At 67.9% G+C, this 22,380-nt stretch carries 23 protein-coding genes; 5 read left to right on the top strand and 18 right to left on the bottom strand.

Annotated features, from left to right (window positions below):
* Window positions 1-11: 11 nt before the first annotated feature.
* The 5 genes from JOE41_RS12890 to JOE41_RS12870 form a co-directional block, all read right to left on the bottom strand.
* Window positions 12-1,427, bottom strand: coding sequence for a bifunctional PIG-L family deacetylase/class I SAM-dependent methyltransferase (locus tag JOE41_RS12890; RefSeq protein WP_209752569.1), 1,416 nt, complete (start codon window positions 1,425-1,427; stop codon window positions 12-14).
* Window positions 1,421-2,455: an acyl-CoA dehydrogenase family protein gene (locus JOE41_RS12885; RefSeq protein WP_209753630.1), complete on the bottom strand. Its 1,035-nt coding sequence runs from the start codon at window positions 2,453-2,455 to the stop codon at window positions 1,421-1,423. The genes JOE41_RS12890 and JOE41_RS12885 overlap by 7 nt, the downstream gene beginning before the upstream one ends.
* Window positions 2,456-2,580: 125 nt before the next feature.
* A complete protein-coding gene (locus JOE41_RS12880) occupies window positions 2,581-3,060 on the bottom strand; it encodes a Dps family protein (RefSeq protein WP_209752568.1) in 480 nt (159 codons plus the stop codon).
* 121 nt (window positions 3,061-3,181) lie between these two features.
* On the bottom strand, window positions 3,182-3,859 hold the full coding sequence (locus JOE41_RS12875) for an O-methyltransferase (RefSeq protein ID WP_209752567.1): 678 nt from the start codon (window positions 3,857-3,859) through the stop codon (window positions 3,182-3,184).
* 83 nt (window positions 3,860-3,942) lie between these two features.
* Window positions 3,943-4,308 carry a thiamine-binding protein gene (locus JOE41_RS12870; protein WP_043429257.1) on the bottom strand — a complete coding sequence of 122 codons (366 nt, stop codon included), beginning with the start codon at window positions 4,306-4,308 and terminating at the stop codon, window positions 3,943-3,945.
* A 100-nt stretch (window positions 4,309-4,408) separates the two neighbouring features.
* On the opposite strand from JOE41_RS12870, the gene JOE41_RS12865 reads away from it, so the two are divergent.
* Window positions 4,409-5,044 carry a TetR/AcrR family transcriptional regulator gene (locus tag JOE41_RS12865; RefSeq protein ID WP_209752566.1) on the top strand — a complete coding sequence of 212 codons (636 nt, stop codon included), beginning with the start codon at window positions 4,409-4,411 and terminating at the stop codon, window positions 5,042-5,044.
* On the opposite strand, the gene JOE41_RS12860 is transcribed toward JOE41_RS12865, so the two are convergent.
* The 3 genes from JOE41_RS12860 to JOE41_RS12850 form a co-directional block, all read right to left on the bottom strand.
* A complete protein-coding gene (locus JOE41_RS12860) occupies window positions 5,027-5,317 on the bottom strand; it encodes a hypothetical protein (protein WP_209752565.1) in 291 nt (96 codons plus the stop codon). The two genes, JOE41_RS12865 and JOE41_RS12860, sit on opposite strands and share 18 nt — an antisense overlap.
* A gap of 61 nt (window positions 5,318-5,378) precedes the next feature.
* Window positions 5,379-6,098: a GAF and ANTAR domain-containing protein gene (locus JOE41_RS12855; protein WP_011690200.1), complete on the bottom strand. Its 720-nt coding sequence runs from the start codon at window positions 6,096-6,098 to the stop codon at window positions 5,379-5,381.
* Between the two features lie 78 nt (window positions 6,099-6,176).
* Window positions 6,177-6,914, bottom strand: a complete 738-nt coding sequence (locus JOE41_RS12850; protein WP_209752564.1) for a GAF and ANTAR domain-containing protein — start codon at window positions 6,912-6,914, stop codon at window positions 6,177-6,179.
* A 201-nt stretch (window positions 6,915-7,115) separates the two neighbouring features.
* Here JOE41_RS12850 and JOE41_RS12845 point away from each other — a divergent pair, with 201 nt between their 5' ends.
* Window positions 7,116-7,364 carry a hypothetical protein gene (locus JOE41_RS12845; protein WP_043429255.1) on the top strand — a complete coding sequence of 83 codons (249 nt, stop codon included), beginning with the start codon at window positions 7,116-7,118 and terminating at the stop codon, window positions 7,362-7,364.
* Between the two features lie 7 nt (window positions 7,365-7,371).
* Here JOE41_RS12845 and JOE41_RS12840 read toward each other — a convergent pair whose 3' ends face one another.
* From JOE41_RS12840 to JOE41_RS12825, 4 genes are read right to left on the bottom strand one after another with little or no spacing between them, the layout of a single operon-like run.
* Window positions 7,372-7,677, bottom strand: coding sequence for a hypothetical protein (locus JOE41_RS12840; RefSeq protein WP_043429253.1), 306 nt, complete (start codon window positions 7,675-7,677; stop codon window positions 7,372-7,374).
* Window positions 7,678-7,729: 52 nt separating this feature from the next.
* Window positions 7,730-8,041: an AzlD domain-containing protein gene (locus JOE41_RS12835; protein WP_011690196.1), complete on the bottom strand. Its 312-nt coding sequence runs from the start codon at window positions 8,039-8,041 to the stop codon at window positions 7,730-7,732.
* Window positions 8,038-8,814 carry an AzlC family ABC transporter permease gene (locus tag JOE41_RS12830; protein WP_011690195.1) on the bottom strand — a complete coding sequence of 259 codons (777 nt, stop codon included), beginning with the start codon at window positions 8,812-8,814 and terminating at the stop codon, window positions 8,038-8,040. Before JOE41_RS12830 ends, JOE41_RS12835 begins: the two co-directional genes overlap by 4 nt.
* Window positions 8,811-9,305 (bottom strand): hypothetical protein, encoded by a 495-nt coding sequence (locus JOE41_RS12825; RefSeq protein ID WP_209752563.1) that lies wholly within the window; start codon window positions 9,303-9,305, stop codon window positions 8,811-8,813. The genes JOE41_RS12830 and JOE41_RS12825 overlap by 4 nt, the downstream gene beginning before the upstream one ends.
* Before the next feature lie 88 nt (window positions 9,306-9,393).
* Here JOE41_RS12825 and JOE41_RS12820 point away from each other — a divergent pair, with 88 nt between their 5' ends.
* Window positions 9,394-10,302 (top strand): ABC transporter ATP-binding protein, encoded by a 909-nt coding sequence (locus tag JOE41_RS12820; protein ID WP_011690193.1) that lies wholly within the window; start codon window positions 9,394-9,396, stop codon window positions 10,300-10,302.
* On the top strand, window positions 10,299-11,936 hold the full coding sequence (locus JOE41_RS12815; RefSeq protein ID WP_209752562.1) for an ABC transporter permease: 1,638 nt from the start codon (window positions 10,299-10,301) through the stop codon (window positions 11,934-11,936). Before JOE41_RS12820 ends, JOE41_RS12815 begins: the two co-directional genes overlap by 4 nt.
* An 86-nt stretch (window positions 11,937-12,022) precedes the next feature.
* Here the strand turns inward: JOE41_RS12815 and JOE41_RS12810 are convergent, their stop codons facing one another.
* Window positions 12,023-12,922 (bottom strand): glycerophosphodiester phosphodiesterase family protein, encoded by a 900-nt coding sequence (locus JOE41_RS12810; protein ID WP_011690191.1) that lies wholly within the window; start codon window positions 12,920-12,922, stop codon window positions 12,023-12,025.
* Between the two features lie 50 nt (window positions 12,923-12,972).
* Between JOE41_RS12810 and JOE41_RS12805 the strand changes: the two genes are divergently transcribed.
* Window positions 12,973-14,313, top strand: coding sequence for a DUF445 domain-containing protein (locus tag JOE41_RS12805; RefSeq protein ID WP_209752561.1), 1,341 nt, complete (start codon window positions 12,973-12,975; stop codon window positions 14,311-14,313).
* Between the two features lie 2 nt (window positions 14,314-14,315).
* Here the strand turns inward: JOE41_RS12805 and JOE41_RS12800 are convergent, their stop codons facing one another.
* The 5 genes from JOE41_RS12800 to JOE41_RS12780 are packed head-to-tail and all read right to left on the bottom strand — an operon-like array spanning window position 14,316 to window position 22,368.
* Window positions 14,316-15,539: a nitrate/nitrite transporter gene (locus JOE41_RS12800; RefSeq protein WP_209752560.1), complete on the bottom strand. Its 1,224-nt coding sequence runs from the start codon at window positions 15,537-15,539 to the stop codon at window positions 14,316-14,318.
* A gap of 43 nt (window positions 15,540-15,582) precedes the next feature.
* Entirely contained in the window at window positions 15,583-16,365 is a 783-nt protein-coding gene (narI, locus tag JOE41_RS12795) for a respiratory nitrate reductase subunit gamma (RefSeq protein ID WP_209752559.1), read from the bottom strand.
* Window positions 16,366-16,367: 2 nt separating this feature from the next.
* Window positions 16,368-16,988, bottom strand: a complete 621-nt coding sequence (narJ, locus tag JOE41_RS12790; protein WP_209752558.1) for a nitrate reductase molybdenum cofactor assembly chaperone — start codon at window positions 16,986-16,988, stop codon at window positions 16,368-16,370.
* Window positions 16,985-18,658 (bottom strand): nitrate reductase subunit beta, encoded by a 1,674-nt coding sequence (gene narH / locus JOE41_RS12785; protein WP_209752557.1) that lies wholly within the window; start codon window positions 18,656-18,658, stop codon window positions 16,985-16,987. Before narH ends, narJ begins: the two co-directional genes overlap by 4 nt.
* Entirely contained in the window at window positions 18,658-22,368 is a 3,711-nt protein-coding gene (locus JOE41_RS12780) for a nitrate reductase subunit alpha (protein WP_209752556.1), read from the bottom strand. The genes narH and JOE41_RS12780 overlap by 1 nt, the downstream gene beginning before the upstream one ends.
* Between the last annotated feature and the right edge of the window lie 12 nt (window positions 22,369-22,380).

Here is a 22,380-nt window from a genome sequence, read left to right as displayed (position 1 = left end):
CACTGGCCATCTCAGGGTGCGTCCGGACCGCTGGCAGGATGCGGTTCCGGTACAGCGGCTCCGGCCCTGGCCCCGTCCGGGGCAACCAGGACTTCCAGGACGAAGTCCTTCTCCCGGTACAGCCCTTCCGTAGGCCAGCGGAGTTGCTGCCTGGCCAGTGCGTGGACGGTATCCCCGTCCAGTTCCCAGCCGGATACCGGGTGGCGCCAATGGCAGAGCACCAGGGTCCCGCCGGGGTTCAGCGAACCTTCCACCTGCGCGAACAGTTCCGCCAGCTCCTCCGCGGTCAGGTAGTACCCCGTCTCCGAGACCACCACAAGGTCGAAGCGGCCTTCCGGCCAGTGCTGCGGAACAGTGAGGTGCAGGGTCCGCGCGGAGGGATAGCCGGAGAGGCGCTCCGCAGCCTGTGCCAGGGCGGTGCTGCTGGCGTCAACCGCCACGAACTCCCGGCAGCGGGACGCCAGTTCCACGCTGAGCGTGCCGATGGAACAGCCGATTTCCAGACCCGAACCGTAGTTGGCCTCGGGCAGGATGGCCAGTGTGAGTGCCCGCTTCCGCCGTTCGTACCAGCTGGTGGTGTAGCTCCAGGGGTCGGCGCTGCGGCTGTGCACGGCATCGAAGATCTGCTCGGCGCCGCCCGCGCTGTTGGTTCCGCCGGCGGGCCGGTGCCAAGCGAACGTTTCCCAGGCGCGGGAGAAATGGTCCAGGAAGCTACCGGCAAGGAGTGCCTCGTCGCCGGGCTGGTCGGAAAGCGGTTGTGTCTGCGAGGAGTGGGCGAGGAGGGCCGCGGCTTTCGCCCGCTGCTCGTCCGGAGTGAGCGGCACACGGACCCAGGACTGCCAGGCGCGGTCCTCCGGTGATGCCCACAACCAGTACCAGACCGGGTATTCCAGCAGCCCGTGGCCGCCCTGCGCCGCCACTTCGGCGGCCACGGCGCCTAGGACGTCGTGGTCCGTGTGGCCGTCGGAGCGGTAGGGCGCCACGATCACCACCTGGTTCGCCGGGCGGCCGGACGCATCGATCGTTTCCCGAACGGCGGCGGCGATGCGGTCCCGGTCGGCGTCAAGGTGGCCGTCCCGGAAGTGCAGGAATTGCCGGGACGCTGCGGGGGCCAGCCCGGACACAGCGGCCCTGAACTCATGGAGCCGGACGGCGGCGAGCTGGTCCGGCGTCGTGGTCGGAGAGTCCGGGTGCGATGCCTCCCCGGCAGTGCAAAGCAGCACGTCCACAGCCGAGCCGGCGGCGTGCAGGCGGGACAGGAACCCTCCGGCGCCCAGGGTTTCATCGTCCGGATGGGCCGCCAGCACAATGAAGGTCATGGCGGCGAGTTCGCCCGGGTCCAGGGGAAGCTCGGGGAGGACGGACAGGCCGCTGGCCTCCCATTCGGACTCGGCGGTGCCGGTGTCCGCGTGCGAGAAGGTCACCATGAGCGGTCCCCTTTCAGGGTCAGGGCACCAAGCTGGGCGTCGTCGCGCATTGCGTGGTGCTGCCGGATGTACAGCGACAGGTCAGCCATGCGCTTTCCGTACGCTTCGTTGAAGGCCAGCGGGCCCGGGCCCAGGTTCTGGGCCACCACCGTCTGGACGCGTTCGACGGCGGTGGCAACGGTTCCGCGGATGCGCAGCGCCTCGCTCCACGCGCCGGAGCCGGACAGCTCACCGGCGTCGATCCGCGCCGCCGTCCGGGCCAGGTAGCCGGCCAGGGAGGCGATGATGCGGTCTGTTTCACCCAGGTGCGCCAGGGCGATCTGGTCCGGTTCACGCCCCTTGTCCGCGGCGGCGGCCAGCGCGGAGCGGAAATCGCGGGCCACGGCAACGGCTCCGCCGAACCAGCACGCCGCCACGCCCATCCCGCCCCAGGCGAAGCCCGGGCGCTGGAAGTACCAGCCTGGTCCGCCCACCGGCACGGCGCTGACGCCGTCAAAGTGCACGGTGCCGCTGGGAATTTCGCGCAGGCCCCGGCTGGTCCACTGGGGGGTCTCGCAGGAAACCCCGGGCGAGTGCAGGTCGACGGCGAAGGCGGCGCGGCCGCCTTCGAGGTGGGCGGTCAGCACGGCGCCGTCCAGCCGGGCAGCGAGCGAGCACCAGGGCTTGGAACCGTTGAGGACGTATCCCCCGGTGCCGTCCGCGGTGGCTTCGAGCCGCAGCCCCGGCCCCTCCGCGGCAAACACACCCCAGGCTCCGTCGGCCGTCCCGTCCACAGTCCTGCTTGCGGCCGGGTCCGCCTCTCCGGCTTGGGAACCGGCTTGGACGAGGATGGCGACGGCGTCAAGGTGCGGTTCGAGCACCCGGCCGGCGGCCACGTCGACCGCAGTCACGGACGCCAGCAGTTCCCACAGCTCCGCGGTGCTGCCTTCACCCGGGCGGGGCGCCGTCCGCCCGATCTGACGCGCCAGCGCCAGCAGTGCCGGCACATCTCCCGCTGCGTGACTCACTGCCTCGAGCATCGGCGCCATCGCCCCCAGCCGTTGCGGCGCCGAACTGATCCGCACGGCCCTCGCTTCTGACTGACCGTTGCCTCCGCGCGTCAACTCCTGGTCCGAACCTTGCGTGCCGGGATCCATTCCGCCTGCCGCTGCATTCAGTCTTCGTCCGGCACTGTGACCGGGGCCTTCGCCGTCATGGTCTCGGCGTTGACCATCCAGGCCAGCTGTTCCAGTCGCGAAATCCCGGCGTGAAGCAGGTCGGCGCTGGTGGGATCTTCCTCGTCCACCTCGTCATGGACGTCCCGCATGGTCTTCACGGTCCGCTCCAGCCGGGCGGTGATCAGTTTGACGGCGTCCTTGGTGGCAGTGAGTCCCTCGGGGAACGGGTCCAGACGGGTGTCGGCCGACACCGTGGCGCTCCTGCCGTCAGGCAGCGCGTGCAGGGCGCGCATGCGCTCGGCGGTTTCATCCGCGAACAGCCGGACGCTGGTGACAATTTCGTCGAGTTGCAGGTGGAGGTCGCGGAAGTTTGTTCCCACAATGTTCCAGTGCGCCTGCTTGCCTTGGACGTGGAGTTCGATCAGGTCCGTCAGGACCATCTGCAGATTGCTGGCAAGTGTCGGTGAGGCCTTCATTTCTTCCTCCGGTGCAGGCGGTGCGGGACTGGGCCGTCCCGCGTTAGCTCATTCTAAGCATACTTAGCATTTGGGCGGGGTCCGGCCAGTTTGGCGGCCGCCGGACGCCGCCCGGGGTCACTCAGCGCACCACGGCCAGCGCAAAGCCGTCCCAGCCCTTCGAGCCCACGGTCTGCACGACCGTCCCGTCCAGACGCGGGTCCCCACCCATCATTTCCAAGGCGCTGATGATTCCAGGCGCGTTAACCCCGTCCATGGACGGATCGAGCAGCGCCCCCTCCCACACCACGTTGTCCATCACGATCGCGGTGCCCGGCCGGCCCAGCCTGATGGCCCAGTCCAGGTACTTCGGATTGTTTTCCTTGTCCGCATCGATGAACACAAAATCGAAGGGTCCGCGGCCGTCGTCCTTCAGCCCCGGAAGTATGTCCAGTGCGGCCCCAATCCGGATGTCCACCTTGTGCCCCAGCCCGGCGGCGTCCACGTTCGCGCGCGCCACGCGGGCGTGCTTGGGGAGGTATTCACACGTGACGAGATCGCCGTCGTCCGGCAATCCCTGGGCCATCCAGATGGTGCTGAAGCCGGCCAGCGTACCGATCTCCAGGACGCGGCGGGCGCCGGAAAGCTGCACCAGCAGCTTGAGCAGCTTGCCTGCGTTGGGCGCCACTTCGATAGGCGGCATGCCGGCATCGGCGGCGGACGTGACGGCCCTCTTGAGCGGGCTGCCGGGGCGCACCACGACGTCCGTTAGATACTCTTCCACCGCCACCCACCGGGGCTCGGGCCTGTGCTCAACCATGGGGCCAGTCTGGCAGTTGACGCTGCCCTGCGGAAGGGAAGAACCAGTCAACAGAACACGGCAGCGGAAATCAGCTGCGGAAATCAGCCCGCGTCGGCGATGGCTGTTTCCAGCCGTTCCACTTTGGCGGTGAGCTCGCCGGAGTAGCCGGGGCGGATGTCCGCCTTGATGACCAGGGACACGCGGCTGCCGAAGCGCCCCACGGCCTCGGTGGCCTCCTTGACCACGGCGAACACCTCGTCCCACTCACCTTCGATGGTGGTGAACATGGAATCCGTGTGGTTCGGCAGGCCGGAGTCACGGACAACCTTGACGGCGGCAGCGACGGCGTCGTGCACCGAAGCGTCTGCGTCTGCCAGCGCAGTGGAATCAGCGGTGGAGTCGGCAGACGAATCGCCGGCAATGCGGGCCGGCCGGCCGGAGGGTGCAACGGAGAATGCGAGCAACATGGACCCAGTCTGCCACAGCGGCGAACGTCATATAGGAGTACATTCGGCGCTACCAATCAGTAACCCGGGCGCTCAGCGCCGGCGTTGCTAACCTTGAAAAATGAACCTCGCAGTGGAACGCAAGCCCCTTCGTGCGGATGCTGCGCGCAATGTGGACAAGATCATCACCGCCGCCCGGAAGTGCTTCCGTGAGTACGGCCCGGAAGTGCCGCTTCAGACCATCGCCGTGACAGCCGGCGTGGGACCAGCAACCCTGTTCCGGAACTTCGCGGACAAGGAGCAACTGGTCCTTGCCGCACTCAACCGCCAGCTCCGCCTGATGGTTGATCCCGTTATCGACGACGCCCTGGCCGGCCCTGATGCCGCCGCCGGACTGTTCCGCGTGATCGACTCGCTGATGGCGGCGGCCAGCGAAGATGCCAACCTGCTCGGAGCCGTGGCCGGACGCCGCGGGCTGCTGACCGGAATCACCGGCAGCCTCTTTGAGTCGGTGGCTGTCCTGCTGGGCCGCGGCCAGGCCCAGGGCACCCTGCGCACTGACATCTCCATGACGGACGTGATCCGCCTGCTGGCCATGCTGATCGGCGTCGTGGACACCATGGAACCCGGATCCGATGCGTGGCGGCGCCCCGTGGCACTGGTAGAGGATGCCATCCGCACCGAGCGCCCGCGCCGGCCGCTCCCGCCGCAGTCCCCGCTGCCGGGCACGGCCTTCGATTCAGTCGTCCTGGCCTGATTCGTCCTCCGGCCGTTCCGGGTCGTCATGGGTCCGGTCGTCGTGCAGACGGCCGGCGTCCTCGGACCCGCGGCTGTAAGGCGCCCTGCCCTCCGGGGCATTGATCTCGTCCAGCCGCTCGTTCAGTGCATGGGCCAATATGTCCCGCTGCAGGGCCGGCAGCGCGATTGCACCGTGGGTGTAGGCCTCGATTTCAAACTGGCCGGCAATGCCGCCAATGCTGAAATACCTCAGCCACAGTTCCTCAACGGTGAGGTCGGCATTCCGGAGCATCTCCTCAAAGCGAAGCCTTTGTTCATCTTCGTCCTTGCCCAGGGCCAAAGCGCACCCCCGTTCACCGGGGCAGCTGGGTGGAGGACACCAGCTCCGCGGACACGTCACGCAGCGACCTCTTGGCCCGCCGCGACTCCATCAGGAGGTCTTGCATTGCCGTGTCCTCGTCCAGGCCGTGCCGGGCCATGAGTATTCCCTTGGCCACCGCGATGATCTCGCGGTGGGCCAGGGCGTCGCGGAGGTCCTCGCTCAGCGTCCGGGCGCTCTCACGCGCCTGCACGTTGATCAGGAAGATGGTTGCCTGCGCTGCAAAAAGCTCCAGCAGGCGCACTGTGGTGTGGTCGAAGCTGTTCTCGGAGCGGGCGTAGACCTTCACGGCGCCCAGGGCGGACTCCCCGGCGAGCAAGGGCGCACTGACGGAAGACCGCAGGCCCAGCTCGGCCGCGGCGCGGGCCCACTCCGGCCAGCGCCGGTCATGCAAGGCGTCACTGACCAGCACGGGTTCGCCACTGGCCCAGGCAAGGAGGCAGGGCCCCTGCCCCAGCTCGTACTGGCGTTCGTCGGCAACCTGGACCATGGGATGGGAAGCACTCGCCGTATGCTTCCGGCCGTCAGAGTCGATCAGGGTGACGCCCGCTCCCGCGGCGCCGGGTACGGCCAATTCCGCTGCGGCGGTGATGAGCTCGAGGGCCTTGGACACCGTCTCGTCCGTCAGCAGGAGTTCGGACGCGCGGGCAAAAATGGCCGCCAGTTCGTCCGCGAGGGGCAGTTTCACCGCCATGGCCGCACCCACTCCACTGCTATGCCGCCCTTCGCGCGTTGACTGGAACTCTTAAAAGCATAGCCGCAGGGAGCTAAGTCAACCGTGGAAGTGGGTGGCCTCCGGCGTGGTATTGAAGTTTCGCAGCAGCTCCTCCGCCACGACGCGGAGCTTGACGTTGCGGTTATTGGAGACTTTGCTCAGGATCGTGAATGCCTCGGCCTGCGAGCAGCGGCTCTGGCCCATGACAATTCCCGAGGCGAGGTTGATGCTGGTGCGCGACTTCAGCGCTTCGAGGAGGTCGTCGTTGAGGTCCTTCGAGGCCCCGATGCGCACAGCCAGCCGTACGGCTTTGCTGGCACGTGCGGCGAAGGCTTCACAAATCACGATTGCCTCGTCGTCGAACGCTCCTGCCTCGGGTGCGAAGAACGCTACGGATGCGGCGGCATCCGGATCCAGCTGCAGCGGGAGTGCCAGGACGCTGAGCTGGCCCGCCTTCACCACGGCCCGGTTGTAGCGCGGCCAGCGGGAGTCGGCCCGGGCATCGGGCACGGAAACCGTCGCCCCGGCTTCAAGGGCCGCCAGCGAGGGACTAAGTCCGGTGGCCCGCTGGATTTCCCCAAGCAGCCGCGCGCCGGGTCCGCTTCCGGCGGAGGCCTCGGACCGCCTCGAGCGGACCAGCGTGACGGCGCACAGCACAGGCAGCCCGGTGGTCTTGCCGATGAAGCCGGCGGAGAAAACGGACAGCTCCGTGAGGAAGTCCTGCACGTCGGTGCTTTCCAGAACCAGGTCCTGCAGCCGCTCCGCCAGGTACTGGCCCAGCCGGGTGCCGGTCAAGTCCGGCCCCCGGTGCTGTTTCCCTCCGGCTGGCCGGAGGGAGGCAGCCCGTGCGAACGGCAGGGCCGGCGCCGGGCCGCAATATTGTGGCTTGCGCCACACGACCCTAGAATTATGGAGGTTACGCAGTCAGCCACCCCACCTCTTCGTGGAGTTCGACATGGTTTACGAACTACGTACAGCCTCCCCTTCGGCGCAGCCATGACGCGGCAACAGCTTGCCCTGCTCATGAACGGCGACGCCGACCCGCTGCGGATCATCTCCGCGGCCAGCACCTCCGAACTGCAGGCCCTTACGGATGCTCTTTTCAGGGATCTGGACACGTCGCATCCCGTGTTTGGGGCGCAGGTCTGGTACGACCTCGCCCTGGAGGAGCTGGAAAACAGGATCAATGGAGCCTCCCCAGAGGCAGACGGTTTTACTGGTACGGATTCGTTCGGAGCGGCCTAGGCCCGGGTCATTCCGCCGGCTTGTTGCCGGCCTGGCCTTCGTCCCGGGCTTCTCCGCCTGTTGCCGCCTCGCCGCTGGGTGGTGCCTCGCCGTCCTGGGCCAGTTGCGTCTCCCGCTGGTGGGCTTTCATGTGCTCCTCGTGCAGGTGGTCCGCCTCCTGAAGATGCTGCTGGAGCTTCTCCTCGGCATCCCTGCGGCGGCGGGACATCTCACGCATTTCACGGGTGGATTCGGATCCCGGCGATGGCACGTAGGGCCTGGACTTGGGGTCTCTTTCGGCAGCAGGAACCGCGGGCGCTTGTTCTTCGCTCATGGTGGCATCCTTCCACAGCATGCAGGGCACTACTAGGGCCTAATGGCCGTCGTTAGCTCCAGCCCAGCATCCTCAGCCCGGCCGCGGCTCCGGCCCCGGCCAGGACCACCACCAGGAAGGGGGCCCGGAACCAGAGCGCGATTCCGGCCGCCGCCAGTGCGCCCGCCCGGGCGTCAAAAGCCAGCGCCTGGCCCGACGCCACCGCGTTAACAACGGTGAGCGATGCCAGCAGGCCGATGGTCATGGTGCCGGCAATCCGGGACATCCGCGGGTTACGCAGGAGGCTGGCGGGGACCAGGTAGCCCAAAAGCTTCCAGGCGTAGCCAAAGAGGCAGGCCAACAACAGCCAAAGCCAAAGATTCATTTCGCGGCACCTCCCGCATCGGGGCGCGGACGCAGCTGAGCGCCTTCGTCCGAGGGCCCGTGGTGGTGTTCGGCATAGGGGTCCACATCAGGCTCCAGGCCTTCGTCGCTCCGTCCGTGGCTGAACCAGCCGATCGCCGCGGCCACAAAAGCTGCTATCAGGATGGGAACTCCCGCGGGGACGAACGGCACCGCCAATACCGTGGCCAGGGCGCACACCACAGCGATCGCCACCGGCTCGCGGCCCTTGAGCCGGGGCCAGAGCAGGCCCAGGAAGGCCGCCACCGCGGCGCCATCGAGCCCCCATTGTTTGGGATCCCCCAAGGCGCCGCCTGCCAGCGCCCCGACGGCAGTGAACACATTCCACAGCACGAAGATGCCGATGCCCGCCGTCCAAAATCCGCGCTTCTGCTCCCCCGGGTCGGTTTGCCCGGTGCTGGTGGCGGTCGACTCGTCGATGGTGACGTGGGCTGCGGCGTACTTCCGCCAGCCGCGCGGCTGCAGAAGCGCGTTGAGCTGCATGCCATAGATACCGTTGCGCATGCCCAGGAGCGTGGCCGCGCCCATGGCGGCCACGCCGGATCCGCCGCCCGCCACCACGCCAATGAACGCAAACTGCGAACCGCCGCTGAACAGCAGCAGGCTCAGCGCCATGGTCTGCCAGAAGTCCAGCCCGGACGTAACGCCCAGAGCCCCGAAGGAAATCCCGTAAAGCCCCGTGGCGATGCTGATGGACAGCCCCACACGCACGGCCGGGGATTGGAGCAGCTTCATGCCGGCCGCCCGGCAACAGGTCTGCCCGCAGGCGTCCCCGGCGCAGGCTTCCCCACTGCCGTTTTTCGCAGGCTCCAGGCCCAGAGGATCAGCGGCACCTGAAGCGGCAGCCGCGCGGTGTGCACCTTCCGCTGCCCCGGGCTCCCCGCCGGGCCATACGCCCGGCGCAGTGCGTCGACGTGCCCGGCAAGGAATACCGCCAACATCGCGGCGACGCCCCCGGCGGCAGCTTTGCGTGTGGCCGGGATCAGGAGTCCGACGGCGGCACCCGCCTCGAGCAGTCCGCTGAGCGCCACCCATTCATCACGGGTCATCACGGCGCACGGGCCGTTTGGCCGGGCTCCGGAGTCATCCCGGCACAGGAAGTCGGGAACCACCTGGTGGAAGAAGGCGGGGTCGCGGAAGTGCTTCATGGCGCTCGTCAGCAGCAGGGCGCTCAGGGCAGCCGCTGAGAGTGTCTGGGTGGCCCGGGCGGACCAGGTGAATGGCATGGATCCATGCAACCACAGCCGCGGACACCCCGGTAAACGGGACTTTCCGCCCGTGTCAGGAGCCACAGCGCGGCGTAGCTTGTTGACTATGAGCAGCGTGGTGGAAATGACCGGCGTCGTAAAGCGCTTCGGAACGGTAACTGCCCTCGACGGGCTCGACTTCAACGTGGCGGCGGGCGAGGTTCACGGCTTCCTGGGTCCCAACGGGTCCGGCAAGTCCACCACGCTGCGGCTTCTGCTGGGCATGCTGCGTGCCAACTCGGGCTCGATCCGGGTGCTGGGCATGGATCCCTGGCACGATGTTGCCGCGCTGCACCGGCGGCTGGCGTACGTGCCTGGCGACGTTGCGTTGTGGCCGAACCTGACCGGCGGCGAGGTGATCGACCTGCTGGGGCGGCTCCAGGGCGGACAGGACCGCGCCCGGCGGGACCGGCTGCTGCGGACATTCGACCTCGACCCCACCAAGAAGTCGCGCACGTATTCCAAGGGCAACCGGCAAAAAGTTGCCCTGGTGGCCGCCTTGGCCACCGACGCCGAGCTCTTCCTCCTGGATGAGCCCACCAGCGGGCTGGACCCGTTGATGGAGGACGCCTTCCGCGGGTGCGTGCGGGAGCTGCGGTCGCAGGGCCGCACGGTCCTGCTGAGCAGCCACATACTGAGCGAGGCCGAGGCGCTCTCGGACAGGGTCAGCATCATCCGCGCCGGCCGGGTGGTGGAGTCCGGGCCGCTGGAGCAGCTGCGGCACCTGACCCGGACGTCGGTCACGGCCGACGTCGCGCGCGTGCCCGCGGGCCTGGATCTCCTGCCCGGCGTCCACGACGTCGTGGTGTCGGACCACCGTGTGAGCGCCCAGGTGGACCCCGTGGCGCTGGGCCCGTTTCTGCAGGCCCTCACGGCCGCCGGACTGCACGCCCTGACCAGCCAGCCGCCCACGCTGGAGGATCTGTTCCTGCGCCACTACGGCCCGGCCGGATCGCTCGAATCGGCACGGCGATGACCCGCACCGCCGAGGCCCGCACCGCGACGACCCGTGCCTCCACGAACGGAACGCTGGCCGGCACCGGCGTTATGCTCCGGCTCGCCCTCCGGCGGGACCGCTGGATGCTGCCGCTATGGATACTGGGCTTCGCCATCATTGCCTACTCGACCGCGGCGGCCGGGGCCGGGCTGTACCCGGACGAGCCCAGCCGGGTGGCAGCCGCCACCGCCTTGAACGCCACGGCGTCCATGGTGGCCCTGTTCGGGCGGATCTACGATCCTGCCTCGCTCGGCGCCCTTTCGCTCATCAAATACACCGCTTTCATGACAGCCATCCTGGCCGTGCTGATGGTCATCCTCACCATCCGGCACACCCGGGGGGACGAGGAAAGCGGGCGGCTGGAACTCCTCGGCGGCGGGCGGCTGGGACGGGACGCACCGCTGGTGTCCGCGCTGGCCATCAGCTTTGCAACCAGCATCCTCACCGGGTTGCTCTCGGCGGCCGCGCTCGCCGTCGGCGGCCTGCCCGGCACCGGATCACTGGCCTTCGGACTGGGCTGGGCCGCCACCGGGATGGCCTACAGCACCGTGGCAGCTGTGACGGCACAGGTGACGGCCAGCGCCCGGGCGGCCACCGGGTTCAGCATCGGGGTCATTGCCGTGACCTACGGGCTGCGCGCAGTGGGCGACCTCGCCGAACCCGGCCCTTCGGTATGGTCCTGGCTATCGCCCATCGGGTGGAACCAGCAGATCCGGGCCTACGCCGGCGACCACTGGTGGGTCCTATCGTTGCCCCTGGCCCTCTGCGCAGCCCTTGTTCCTGTTGCGTTCCTCCTGCGGGCCCGTCGCGACCTCGGGGCCGGACTGCGGGATGAGCGGCCCGGCCCGGCCCGCGGAAGGCTCTCCGGCGTCCTTGGCCTCGCCGTGCGCCTGCAGTACCGCGTCCTGGTGGCGTGGGGTGTGGCCTTTGCACTCTTCGGGGTGGTCATCGGCTCGCTCGTCGGCAACGTGGCCGATTTCCTGACTTCGCCGGGCGCCCAGGACCTGATGCGGGCGCTGGGCGGCCCGCAGGCCCTCACCGACGCGTTCCTCGCAGCCGAGATCAGCATCATGGGGGTCCTCGCGGCGGCCTACGGAATTTCTGCCGCCAACCACCTCCGCAGCGAGGAATCGGCGGGGCACACTGAGGCCCTGCTGGGCACGGCCACCACCCGCATCCGCTGGGCGGGCAGCCACTACGCCGTGGCGTTGGCCGGCGTTGGGCTGCTGCAATTACTGACCGGGGTCTCCATCGGCATCGGAGCCGCAGCCGCCGTCGACAACGCGGAACTGGTGGGCAGGTCTACAGTGGCGGCTTTGGCCCAGATTCCGGCGGCGTGGGTGCTGACCAGTGCCGCCCTGGCCGTATTCGGATGGCTGCCCCGGATGACGGGGGCCGTCTGGGTGCTGCTGTTGGGACTGATTGCACTGGGTGAATTCGGTGTGCTCTGGAACGCTCCGGAATGGCTGATGGATCTCTCGCCGTTCCGGCACAGCCCGCTGCTTCCGGTGGACGCGGACGCAATCCCGGCGCTTGTTGCCCTCACGGCTGCAGCGGCGCTGCTTGGCGCACTGGGCTTCGCGGGATGGCGGCGGCGCGACCTTGCCCCCTGACGCTACCTTGCCGCCTGAACGGCACGAAGGAGCCTGAGCGTGGACGCCTGAACCGTGCGGCTGCGCCTATCAAGAGGCGCACCCCGTCAGCTGACCGGATGCCTTCTTTCGGACAGCCGGGCCAGCACCTGCGCCGGCCGGTTGGTGGTGATCTCGTGGATTCCCAGCTCCCGGCACAGGGCCACGTCCTGATCCGAGTCCACGGTCCAGACCCTGAACCTGCGGCCGGAATCCATCCAGCGTTTCACGGTGCGGGCGTGCTCGCGGACGTAGTCGATACCCGGTCCGGCCAGCCGGACTTCGCAGTCGTTCAGGATGCGTTCGCCCTCCGCCTGGGCCGCACGCATCACGTTCGCCAAGGCCCCGCCCGTGATGACGCCCAGGCCCAGTTCCTCGCGGATTTCCTCCGCGTTGACGTCATCCACCAGCTGGCAGACGAATTCTGCGGGAACGCTCTTGAGCAGGTGCTTCACGGAATCCGGGCTGAAGCTCATGAAGGAGACACTGACGTTGTCCACCTTCGAGGTGCCGGGATCCCAGCCCTCGGCTGCCAGCACCTCCAGCACCCGGTCCTCCAGCGCCAGCAGGTAGGGGCTGGGGTGCTTGAGTTCGATGGCGAGCCCGATGTCCCGGCCAGCCGCGCGGAGGATGTCCAGCAGCTCCGGCAGCGTCAGGAGCTGGTCGAACTTTCCGCCGTACTCGAGGGGAATCCTGGCGCCCTTCCAGGAGGAGAAATCCAGCAGCCGCAGTTCCTCGAGGGTCCGGTCGGCCACGGGCCCGGTGCCGTCCGAGGTGCGGTCCAGGTTCGCGTCATGCAGCAGGACCACGTGCTGGTCCCGGCTGAGGTGGACGTCGCATTCCACGCCGTCCGCGCCGTCCGCGATGGCCTGGAGATAAGCTGCGCGGGTGTGCTCCGCGAAGGCGGCACTGGCTCCACGGTGGGCGTAGACAAGGGGCCGGGCGGAGACAGACTCGTCGGTAGTCATGGTGACACGTTAGCGGACACCCGCAGCGGATGCGGGACTAGGCTGGGCACATGCAGGTGAACAGTGAACAAACCACCCGTCCCGCTGCAGCGAGCCCGCCGCATGCCGGCTCACCCGCTGCCGGGGCAGCCGTCGCACCGCCCCGTCCCGGCAGTGATGCCGAAAAAGCCGCCGCGCTGCGGAAAATGAAACTCCTGGCGCTGGGGCTGCTGATTGTGATGGCGGTGATTTTCGTCGTCGCTTTCGCCCTGCAGAAGCAGTACCCGTGGCTGGAATACGTCCGGGCCGCGGCGGAAGGCGGCATGGTGGGCGCTCTCGCGGACTGGTTTGCCGTGACCGCGCTGTTCAAGTACCCCATGGGGATCAAGATCCCGCACACGGCCATCATCCCGCGCCGCAAGGACCAGATCGGCGCGTCGCTGGGCGAGTTCGTCGAGACGAATTTCCTCTCCGAACAGGTTGTGCAGGAAAAGCTCGCCTCGGTGGACATCGCGCGGAAGGCCGGCGCGTGGCTGTCCGGCCCCGGCGGCGCCGAGCGCGTGGCGAAGGAGGGCGCCGCCGTCATCCGCGGCGCGTTCAAGGTATTGAACGACGACGACGTCCAGGCCGTGATCGAGTCAATGGTCCGCAAGCACCTGCTCACTCCGCCGTGGGGGCCTCCGGTGGGCAGGCTCGCCGAGAGGATCTTCGCCGACGGGCACCATCACACCCTGGTGGACCTGCTGGTGGACCGGACCGTGGACTGGGTGCGGGACAACCACGAAACCGTCAGCAGGCTGGTGTCGGACCGGTCCCCGCAATGGGTTCCGCAGTTCGTGGACGGACTGGTGGGAGACAAGGTCTACGTGGAGATCCTCAAGTTCACCAAGGCCGTGCAGGCCGATCCGCAGCACCAGGTGCGGCAGTCCATCGACACCTACCTCGCGTCGCTTGCGCAGGACCTGCAGCACGATCCGGTGATGATCGCCCGGGCCGAAGGCATCAAGGCCCAGGTGCTGGGCGATCCCGAGGTGCGCGAACTGGCATCCCGCACCTGGGGCACCATCAAGGCGGCGCTGCTTGGCGCCGTCGACGATCCGCACAGCGAACTGACCGTCAAGTTCAAGGCCGCCGTGCACGACTTCGGCACCCGGCTTGTGGTGGACCCCGAACTGGCGGGCAAGGTCAACGCGTGGATCGGTGACGCCGCGGGCTACCTGGTGAAGACGTACCGCTCGGATATCGCCGGCGTGATCACGGATACCGTGGCGCGCTGGGATGCCGTGGAAACCTCACAGAAGATCGAGCTGCAGGTGGGCAAGGACCTGCAGTTCATCCGGATCAACGGCACCGTGGTGGGCGCCCTCGCCGGGCTGGCCATCTTCACGCTGGCGCACCTGGCCTTCGGCTGACCCTAGGCGGCGACAACACTCGCTTTGATCCGGCCCCTGACGCCGAAGATGGTGAACACCAGCGCCACAATGGCCGTGACCACCAGCAGGAGCAGCCCGATCGAGTAGCTGTGGGTGGCGGCGTCATACGTTGCCCCCATCACCAGCGGCGGAAAGTAGCCGCCCAGTCCGCCCGCCGCACTGACCACTCCGCTGATGCTGCCCACCTTTCCGTGCGGGGCCAGCACGCCCACCCAGGCGAACACCCCGCCGGTGCCCAGGCCTAGCGCCGCCGCCATGGCGACGAAGGTCAGGCCGGCGGGGACCTCGCCGTCGGGCTGCAGGTTCACCACCCACGCCAGGACGGCGACGGCCGTGAGCGAGGTGATCACCACCGGTTTGGGCCCGAGCTTGTCCGCGAGCACACCGCCAACCGGGCGGGCCAGGACTGCCGCGAGGGCGAACCCTGCCGTGCGGGCGCCGGCGCCGCTGGGATCGAAGCTGTACACGTCCCGCAGGTAGGTGGGCAGGTACGTGGCGAAGGAGACGAAGCCGCCGAAGACGACAGCGTAGAGGAAGCACATTTTCCAGGTGATCGGTGTCTTGGCTGCGTCCAGGAGCTTGGGCAGCACCGGAGCGTTGCTTCGGGTCCAGCCCGGGGATTCCTTCATCAGGAACCAGACCAGGGCCGCCATCACGGCGAGGACGCCGGCGATCAGCAGGTGCGTGGGGAAGTACCCGATTGCGGCGACGAGCCGGGGATTCAGGAAGGCGGCCAGCGCCGTTCCGCCCATGCCGGCACCAAAGACGCCGGTGGCGAAGCCCCGCCGGGACGGCTCGTACCAGCCGCTCACAAAGGGGATTCCGACGGCGAAGACGGTTCCGGCGACGCCGAGCAGCAGTCCGGCGCCCAGCACCAGGGGAAAGGAGCGCAAGGTCCCGCCGGCGGACACGAGCAGGATCGGCAGGATGGAAGCGAGCAGCACGAAGGTGAACATTGCCCTGCCGCCGTACTTGTCCGTCAGGGTGCCCACGACGATCCGCCCCAGCGAACCGACGAACACCGGCATAGCCACCAGGACGCCCGTGGTGGCCGGGTTGAGCTGCAGGTTCTGCGTGTAGAAGGCACCGAGGGTGGCCACGGAGTTCCAGGCCCAGAAGCCTGCCACGGACGCTGCGGTGGCCAGTATCAGGTTCCGGGTCTGGCGCGTGGGCGCGGACGTTGGGGACGGTGCTGTTCCAGCCACTCTTCACTCCTTCGGTTCAGCCGGCTTTGGTCAGTCAGCCGCTTCAGCGGTTTCGGGTGTCCCTGTCCTTGGTCCCCACGGGCGACCAGCCGCGCCGGACGGCAACGTCACGCGAGCGGTACACGATGTAGGGGCGGAAGAGGTAGTGCAGCGGTGCGGTGAATGCGTGGACCAGCCGGGTAAACGGCCAGATGACGAACAGGGCCATGCCCACCAGGGTGTGCAGGTGGAAGGAGAACGGCGCCCCGGCCATGGCCGCGACGTCCGGCTGGAGGATGAACAGCGAACGGAACCACGGCGCTACTGTCTCGCGGTAGTTGTGCCCGTGCCCGCCCTCGAAAACGCTGGCCAGCGTGGTCCAGAGGCCGAACACGATGGCGGCGGTAAGCACCACGTACATGGTTTTGTCGTTCTTGGTGGTGGCCATGAACACCGGCCCGGTGGTGCGGCGGCGGTAGATCAGCAGGAGGATGCCGCCGAGCGTCCCCACTCCCGCTATGCCGCCGACAAACAGGGCGTTGAAGTGGTAGAAGTCCTGGCTCATTCCCACCGCCTGCGTCCATGCCATCGGAATGACCAGTCCAAAGAAGTGGCCCGCGATCACGGCCAGCAGCCCGAAGTGGAACAAGGGGGAGGCGATCCGCAGCAGCCGGGACTCGTAGAGCTGGGAGGACCTGGTGGTCCAGCCGAACTGGTCGTACTTGTACCGCCACACCAGACCGCCCACCAGCACCACCACCATGACGTACGGCAGGACGCCCCAGAGCACGGTGTCCAGGGCGGAGATTTCGACGGCGGATCCGGGCTCAGCTTCGAATGCCGGCATGGTCAGGCCCCCTTCACGGGCAGGAGTCGCGGATCGTAGGGGTCCAGTCCCACGGCTTCGGTGGGCGGGCCGTAACCGGCCATCCGCATCACGGCCTGCTCGTCCGCGGGCGATTTGCCGGGCAGGGTGGCGCAGACGGCCTGCAGGATCCGGGCGTGCGGCAGCTCGTCCCGCAGCAGCCCGAAGCGGAGCATCTCCAGGCTCGCCCGGAAACGGGTCAGCAGGTCCCGCCCGGCCGCCAGGTCCACCACGGCGGCGAATTCCAGGACCATCGGCAGGTAGTCGGGCAGTTCACCGCGGGTGTCCACCAGGACGTCGCTTTGCCGGTAGGTCTTCTTGAAGTTGCCCAGAACCTCGCCGCGGCGCCGGGTGTCCCCGTCCGTCCAATAGCTCAGGTGCAGGGCGTGACGCTTGCCGAGGTCGAATTCGCGGACGTAATGGGCCTGCACCTCCATGAGGGGCGTGGATTCCAGCAAGTCCAGCACCCCGGCGAAATCAGCGACGGCTCCGGGGAACTCCCCCAGTGCGTCCCGCATGAGCGGCGCCCTGCCGATCAGTTCCTCATCCGGGTAGGACAGGCACCAGGCCGCCGCAAGGTAGACCACCTGCTGGCGCCGGCTCACGGCTGCTCCCCCGGGGTGTGTCTTTCCGGGAACAGCCCGGGAGGGGCGCCGGTGCCGTCCCAGTTGAGCAGGTTCACCCGGCCGCGCAGGGTTGTTTCACCGGGGGCCTCGCCTGAGGTTTGGCGGTCCTTCAGGGCGTTGAAGGTTTCCACCGCCACCGGAACGGGCCGGCCGCTGGCTTCGCCGAACGGGGAGGAATCCTGCATGCCGGGGCCGCCGTCGAAGTCCAGCGAGCAGCCCATCTCCTCCAGGTCGTGAGCCTGTTCCACGTGGGCCTTGGGAATGACGTAGCGTTCCTCGTACTTCGCGATCGCCATCAGCCGGTACATCTCGTACATCGTTTGCCCGTCCATGCCCACGGATTCAGGGATGGAGTCGTCGGGGTCGTTGCCCAGGCTGATGCCGCGCATGAACGAACGCATGGCAGCGAGCTTCTTCAGCACCGCGGTGACCCGGTCCGCGTCCCCCGCGGTGAAGAGTTCCGCGAGGTATTCCACCGGGATGCGCAGCGCGTCGATGGCGCCGAAGAGGTTGCCGGTGTCCTCGCCGTCGTGCCCCTGGTCCCGCAGCAGGTCCACCACGGGCGAGAGCGGCGGGACGTACCAGACCATCGGCATGGTCCGGTACTCGGGGTGCAGCGGCAGCGCCACCTTGTAGACCTTGGCCAGGGCATACACGGGCGAGCGCCGGGCAGCGTCGATCCAGTCTTCCGGGATGCCCTGGGTCCGGGCCTCGGCCTGGACGGCGGGGTCGTTGGGGTCCAGCAGCACATCCATCTGGGCGTCGTAGAGTTCGCGGGGGTCGGTAACGGCCGCGGCGGCGGTGACGGCGTCGGCGTCGTACAGGAACAGCCCCAAATACCGCAGCCGGCCCACGCAGGTCTCCGAGCAGACCGTCGGCAGCCCCACCTCCACCCGCGGGTAGCAGAAGGTGCACTTCTCGGCCTTGCCCGTCTTGTGGTTGAAGTAGATCTTCTTGTACGGGCAGCCGGTGACGCACTGCCGCCAGCCGCGGCATTTGTCCTGGTCCACCAGCACGATCCCGTCCTCCACCCGCTTGTAGATTGCGCCGGAGGGGCACGAGGCCATGCAGGACGGGTTCAGGCAGTGCTCGCAGATCCGCGGCAGGTAGAACATAAAGGTCTGCTCGTACGCGAACTTGATCTTGTCCTCGGACTCGCGCCGGACCTTCTCCACGATGGGGTCCAGGTGGCCGTTCTCGACGGATCCGCCCAGGTCGTCGTCCCAGTTCGCGGACCAGGTGATTTTCGTGTCCTTGCCGGTGATCAGGGACTTTGGCCGGGCCACCGGGAAGTCGTCGCCCAGCGGCGCGTCCACGAGGGTCTTGTAATCGTAGGTCCACGGCTCGTAGTAGTCCTTGAGCTCGGGCTGGACGGGGCTGGCGAAGATCCCCAGGAGCTTCTTCACCCGGCCCCCGGCCTTCAGCACCAGCTTGCCGCGCTTGTTCAGCACCCAGCCGCCGTGCCACCGCTCCTGGTCCTCGTAGCGGCGCGGGTAGCCCTGGCCGGGCCGGGTTTCCACGTTGTTGAACCAGACGTACTCGGTGCCCGCACGGTTGGTCCAGGCCTGCTTGCAGGTCACGGAGCAGGTGTGGCAGCCGATGCATTTGTCCAGGTTCATGACCATGCCCATTTGAGCCATGACACGCATCAGTACTGCACCTCCTGGGATCGACGGCGGACGGTGGCAACCATGTCGCGCTGGTTACCGGTGGGGCCGAGGTAGTTGAACGCGTAGGCCAGCTGGGCGTAGCCGCCGATCAGGTGCGAGGGCTTGACCAGCAGCCGGGTCACCGAGTTGTGGATGCCGCCGCGTCTTCCCGTGGCTTCCGACTTCGGCACGTCGATGGTGCGTTCCTGCGCGTGGTGGACGTAGACCACGCCTGCCGGCATCCGGTGGCTGACGATCGCCCGGGCCACCAGGACCCCGTTGATGTTCAGGCACTCCACCCAGTCGTTGTCCTTGATCTGGATCGCCTCGGCGTCGGCGGGGCTCATCCAGACCGTGGGGCCGCCGCGGGAGAGCGAAAGCATCAGGAGGTTGTCCTGGTATTCGGAGTGGATGGACCATTTGGAGTGCGGGGTGAGGTACCTGACCACCACTTCCATGGCCCCGTCCCGGCCTAGTTTGGGTTCGCCGAAGAGCCGGTGCATGTCCAGCGGCGGCCGGTAGATCGGCAGGGCTTCGCCGATATCGATCATCCAGTCGTGGTCCAGGAAGAAATGCATCCGGCCGGTCAGGGTGTGCCAGGGCTTGAGACGCTCCACGTTGATGGTGAACGGTGCATAACGCCGGCCGCCCGTCTCCGAGCCGGACCACTCCGGCGAGGTGATCACCGGGACCGGTCCGGCCTGGGTCTGGGCGAACGTGATGAACTTTTCCTCGGAGCCCTCGGACAGGTCAGCCAGCTTCCTTCCGGTGCGTACTTCCAGGTCCTTGAAGCCCTGCACGGACAGCGCCCCGTTGGTGGTGCCGGAGAAAGCCAGGATGGCCTCGGCCATTTTCGCGTCGGTGTCGATCGCCGGCCGGCCGTCCGCGGCGCCGCCGAGCATCACGCCGTTGGAACGGCTGAGCCGCTCCAACGGGCCGGCGAGTTTGTATGTGACGTTCTTGACCGTGAAACCGAGCTTGTCGGCCAGCGGCCCGACGGCGGCGAGCTTGTCCGCGATGGCCGTGTAGTCCCGCTCCACCACCGAAAAGACGGGCATGTTCTGCCCGGGCACGGCGGGTATATCCGTGTTCCGCCAGTCCCGCACGATCCCGCCGGGCTGCGCCAGCTGGCCCGGGGTGTCGTGCTGCAGCGGCACGCTGACCAGGTCCCGGCGGATGCCCAGGTGGGTTTTTGCCATCCGGGAGAACTCCCGTGCCAGCAGGTGGAACATCTCGAAGTCCGTTTTGGTCTCCCATGGCGGGTCGATCGCCGGCGTGAAGGCGTGCACAAACGGGTGCATGTCCGTGGAGGACAGGTCGTGCTTCTCGTACCAGGTGGCGGCGGGGAACACGACGTCGGAGAGCAGCGTGGTGGAGGTCATCCGGAAGTCGGCTGACACCAGCAGGTCCAGTTTTCCTTCCGGCGCCTGCTCGTGCCACTTCACGTCCCGGGGCTTGAACCCTTCGGCGTGGTCCTTGCCCAGGACGTTGTTGTGGGTGCCCAGCAGGTTCCGCAGGAAGTACTCGTTGCCTTTGGCCGAGGAACCGAACAGGTTGGAACGCCACAGCACCAGCGTCCGCGGCCAGTTCTCCGGGGCATCCACGTCCTCGATCGCCGGGTTCAGCGTGCGGTTCTTCAGGGCGTCCGCGATGTAGCCCGGGGTGTCCTTCGCGGTGCCGGCGGCGACGGCGGCCTCCGCCTCGTCCGCGAGGTCCAGCGGATTCCGGTCGAACTGCGGGTAGAAGGGCATCCAGCCGAGCCGGGCGGACTGGGCCAGCGCGTCTGCGGTGTGCATGCCGTCCAGGGCTCCGGTGGACAGCGGGGATTTCAGTGCGTCCGCGGAGTAGCCGTCCTGCCGCCACTGGTCCGTGTGCATGTACCAGTACCCGGTGCCGATCATGGTCCGCGGCGGGCGTGACCAGTCCAGCGCGTTGGCCAGCGACACCCAGCCGGTGGCCGGCCGCGTCTTTTCCTGCCCCACGTAATGCGCCCAGCCGCCGCCGTTGCGGCCCATGCAGCCGGTCAGCATCACCAGCGCCAGGACTGCCCGGTAGGTGGTGTCGCCGTGGAACCACTGGCAGATCCCGGCACCCATGATGATCATGGAGCGGCCCTTGGACTGCTCCGCGTTACGGGCGAACTCCCGCGCCACCCGGATGCAGGCCTGGGCGGGGACGGACGTGATCTCCTCCTGCCAGGCCGGGGTGTAGGGCGTCGCGGCGTCGTCATAGCCGGCGGCCCACTCCCCCGGGAGCCCTTCCCGGCCCACGCCGTACTGGGCCAGCATCAGGTCGAACACGGTGGTGACCAGCTGGCCCTCAACCTCGATGACGGGCACGCCGCGGCGCAGCACGCTGCCCTCCCCGCCGGCATCCTCGAAGCACGGCAGCAGGACCTCGGCGCTGTCCCCGGACACTTCGCGCAGCGACAGCGCCGGTTCGATCCCTTCGAGGTCCAGGTTCCACTTACCCTCGCCGCTGCCGGAGTACCGAAAACCCATGGAGCCGTTGGGCACGGCGGTCCGCCCGGTCTTCTTGTCGAACAACACGGTGCGGAACGCAGCGTCCTCTGCCCCGGCTTCGGCGGGGAGGTCCATGGCGGTGAGGAATTTCGACGGCGTCAGCCCGCCGTCGTCGTGCCGTTCCAGCCGGACCAGGAACGGCAGGTCCGTGTACTGCCGGACGTAGTCGGAAAAGAACGGGACGTCGCGGTCCACGAAGAACTCCTTGAGCATGACGTGCCCCATGGCCATGGCCAGCGCGGCGTCCGTCCCGGCCTGGGCGGGGAGCCATTCGTCGGCGAACTTGGTGTTGTCCGCGTAGTCCGGGCTGACCGTGACCACCTTGGTGCCGCGGTACCGCACCTCGGCCATCCAGTGCGCATCCGGGGTCCGCGTGACGGGGACGTTGGAACCCCACATCATGAGGTAGCGCGCATCCCACCAGTCCCCGGATTCCGGGACGTCCGTCTGGTCGCCGAAGACCTGCGGGCTGGCCACGGGCAGGTCCGCGTACCAGTCGTAGAAGGACGTCATCACCCCGCCGATCAGCTGGATGAAGCGGGTTCCCACGGCATGCGAGACCATCGACATTGCCGGAATCGGCGAAAAGCCGGCGCAGCGGTCCGGGCCGTAGGTCTTGATCGTGTTCACGTGCGCCGCGGCCGCGATCTCAATCGCTTCCTGCCAGGAGACCCGGACCAGGCCGCCCTTGCCGCGGGCCTGCTGGTAGCGGCGCCGCCTGTCCGGATCACTGGCGATCTCGGCGAACGCCAGCACCGGGTCCCCCAGCCGGGCCTTGGCCTCGCGGTACATTTCCACGAGCACACCCCGGGCGTACGGGAAGCGGACCCGTGTGGGCGAGTAGGTGTACCAGGAAAAGGCCGCCCCGCGCGGGCAGCCCCTAGGTTCGTATTCCGGGCTGTCCGGACCAACGGACGGGTAGTCGGTCTGCTGGGATTCCCACGTGATGATGCCGTCCTTGACGTACACCTTCCAGGAACATGAACCGGTGCAGTTCACCCCGTGCGTGGAGCGGACCACCTTGTCGTGGCTCCACCGGTCGCGGTAGAAGATGTCGCCCTTGCGGCCGCCCTCCCTGAACACCGCCCTGCCGTCGTCGGTCTGGTCCCATTTCGTGAAGAATCGGCCCAGCTTCAACATTGCATCTGATGCGGGTCCATCTAACCCCGCATGGGGTCCGGAAGCCATGCCCTCAAGCTA

The sequence above is a fragment of the Arthrobacter sp. PvP103 genome (assembly GCF_017833075.1).
In the GTDB taxonomy this organism is placed as follows: domain Bacteria; phylum Actinomycetota; class Actinomycetes; order Actinomycetales; family Micrococcaceae; genus Arthrobacter.
This window is presented reverse-complemented; position numbering and strand designations above follow the sequence as displayed.

Bases quoted from the DNA above. Each gene is read 5' to 3' on its own strand.
- JOE41_RS12885 (WP_209753630.1), bottom strand. From the start codon at position 2,455: ATGGCGCCGATGCTCGAGGCAGTGAGTCACGCAGCGGGAGATGTGCCG.
- JOE41_RS12780 (WP_209752556.1), bottom strand. From the start codon at position 22,368: ATGGCTTCCGGACCCCATGCGGGGTTAGATGGACCCGCATCAGATGCA.
- JOE41_RS12825 (WP_209752563.1), bottom strand. From the start codon at position 9,305: ATGCCATTCACCTGGTCCGCCCGGGCCACCCAGACACTCTCAGCGGCT.
- JOE41_RS12820 (WP_011690193.1), top strand. From the start codon at position 9,394: ATGAGCAGCGTGGTGGAAATGACCGGCGTCGTAAAGCGCTTCGGAACG.
- JOE41_RS12865 (WP_209752566.1), top strand. From the start codon at position 4,409: ATGAACCTCGCAGTGGAACGCAAGCCCCTTCGTGCGGATGCTGCGCGC.
- JOE41_RS12880 (WP_209752568.1), bottom strand. From the start codon at position 3,060: ATGAAGGCCTCACCGACACTTGCCAGCAATCTGCAGATGGTCCTGACG.
- JOE41_RS12870 (WP_043429257.1), bottom strand. From the start codon at position 4,308: ATGTTGCTCGCATTCTCCGTTGCACCCTCCGGCCGGCCGGCCCGCATT.
- JOE41_RS12835 (WP_011690196.1), bottom strand. From the start codon at position 8,041: ATGAATCTTTGGCTTTGGCTGTTGTTGGCCTGCCTCTTTGGCTACGCC.
- JOE41_RS12875 (WP_209752567.1), bottom strand. From the start codon at position 3,859: ATGGTTGAGCACAGGCCCGAGCCCCGGTGGGTGGCGGTGGAAGAGTAT.
- JOE41_RS12810 (WP_011690191.1), bottom strand. From the start codon at position 12,922: ATGACTACCGACGAGTCTGTCTCCGCCCGGCCCCTTGTCTACGCCCAC.
- JOE41_RS12845 (WP_043429255.1), top strand. From the start codon at position 7,116: ATGACGCGGCAACAGCTTGCCCTGCTCATGAACGGCGACGCCGACCCG.
- narH (WP_209752557.1), bottom strand. From the start codon at position 18,658: ATGCGTGTCATGGCTCAAATGGGCATGGTCATGAACCTGGACAAATGC.
- JOE41_RS12840 (WP_043429253.1), bottom strand. From the start codon at position 7,677: ATGAGCGAAGAACAAGCGCCCGCGGTTCCTGCTGCCGAAAGAGACCCC.
- JOE41_RS12860 (WP_209752565.1), bottom strand. From the start codon at position 5,317: ATGCTCCGGAATGCCGACCTCACCGTTGAGGAACTGTGGCTGAGGTAT.
- JOE41_RS12855 (WP_011690200.1), bottom strand. From the start codon at position 6,098: ATGGCGGTGAAACTGCCCCTCGCGGACGAACTGGCGGCCATTTTTGCC.
- JOE41_RS12890 (WP_209752569.1), bottom strand. From the start codon at position 1,427: ATGGTGACCTTCTCGCACGCGGACACCGGCACCGCCGAGTCCGAATGG.
- narI (WP_209752559.1), bottom strand. From the start codon at position 16,365: ATGCCGGCATTCGAAGCTGAGCCCGGATCCGCCGTCGAAATCTCCGCC.
- JOE41_RS12830 (WP_011690195.1), bottom strand. From the start codon at position 8,814: ATGAAGCTGCTCCAATCCCCGGCCGTGCGTGTGGGGCTGTCCATCAGC.
- JOE41_RS12805 (WP_209752561.1), top strand. From the start codon at position 12,973: ATGCAGGTGAACAGTGAACAAACCACCCGTCCCGCTGCAGCGAGCCCG.
- JOE41_RS12815 (WP_209752562.1), top strand. From the start codon at position 10,299: ATGACCCGCACCGCCGAGGCCCGCACCGCGACGACCCGTGCCTCCACG.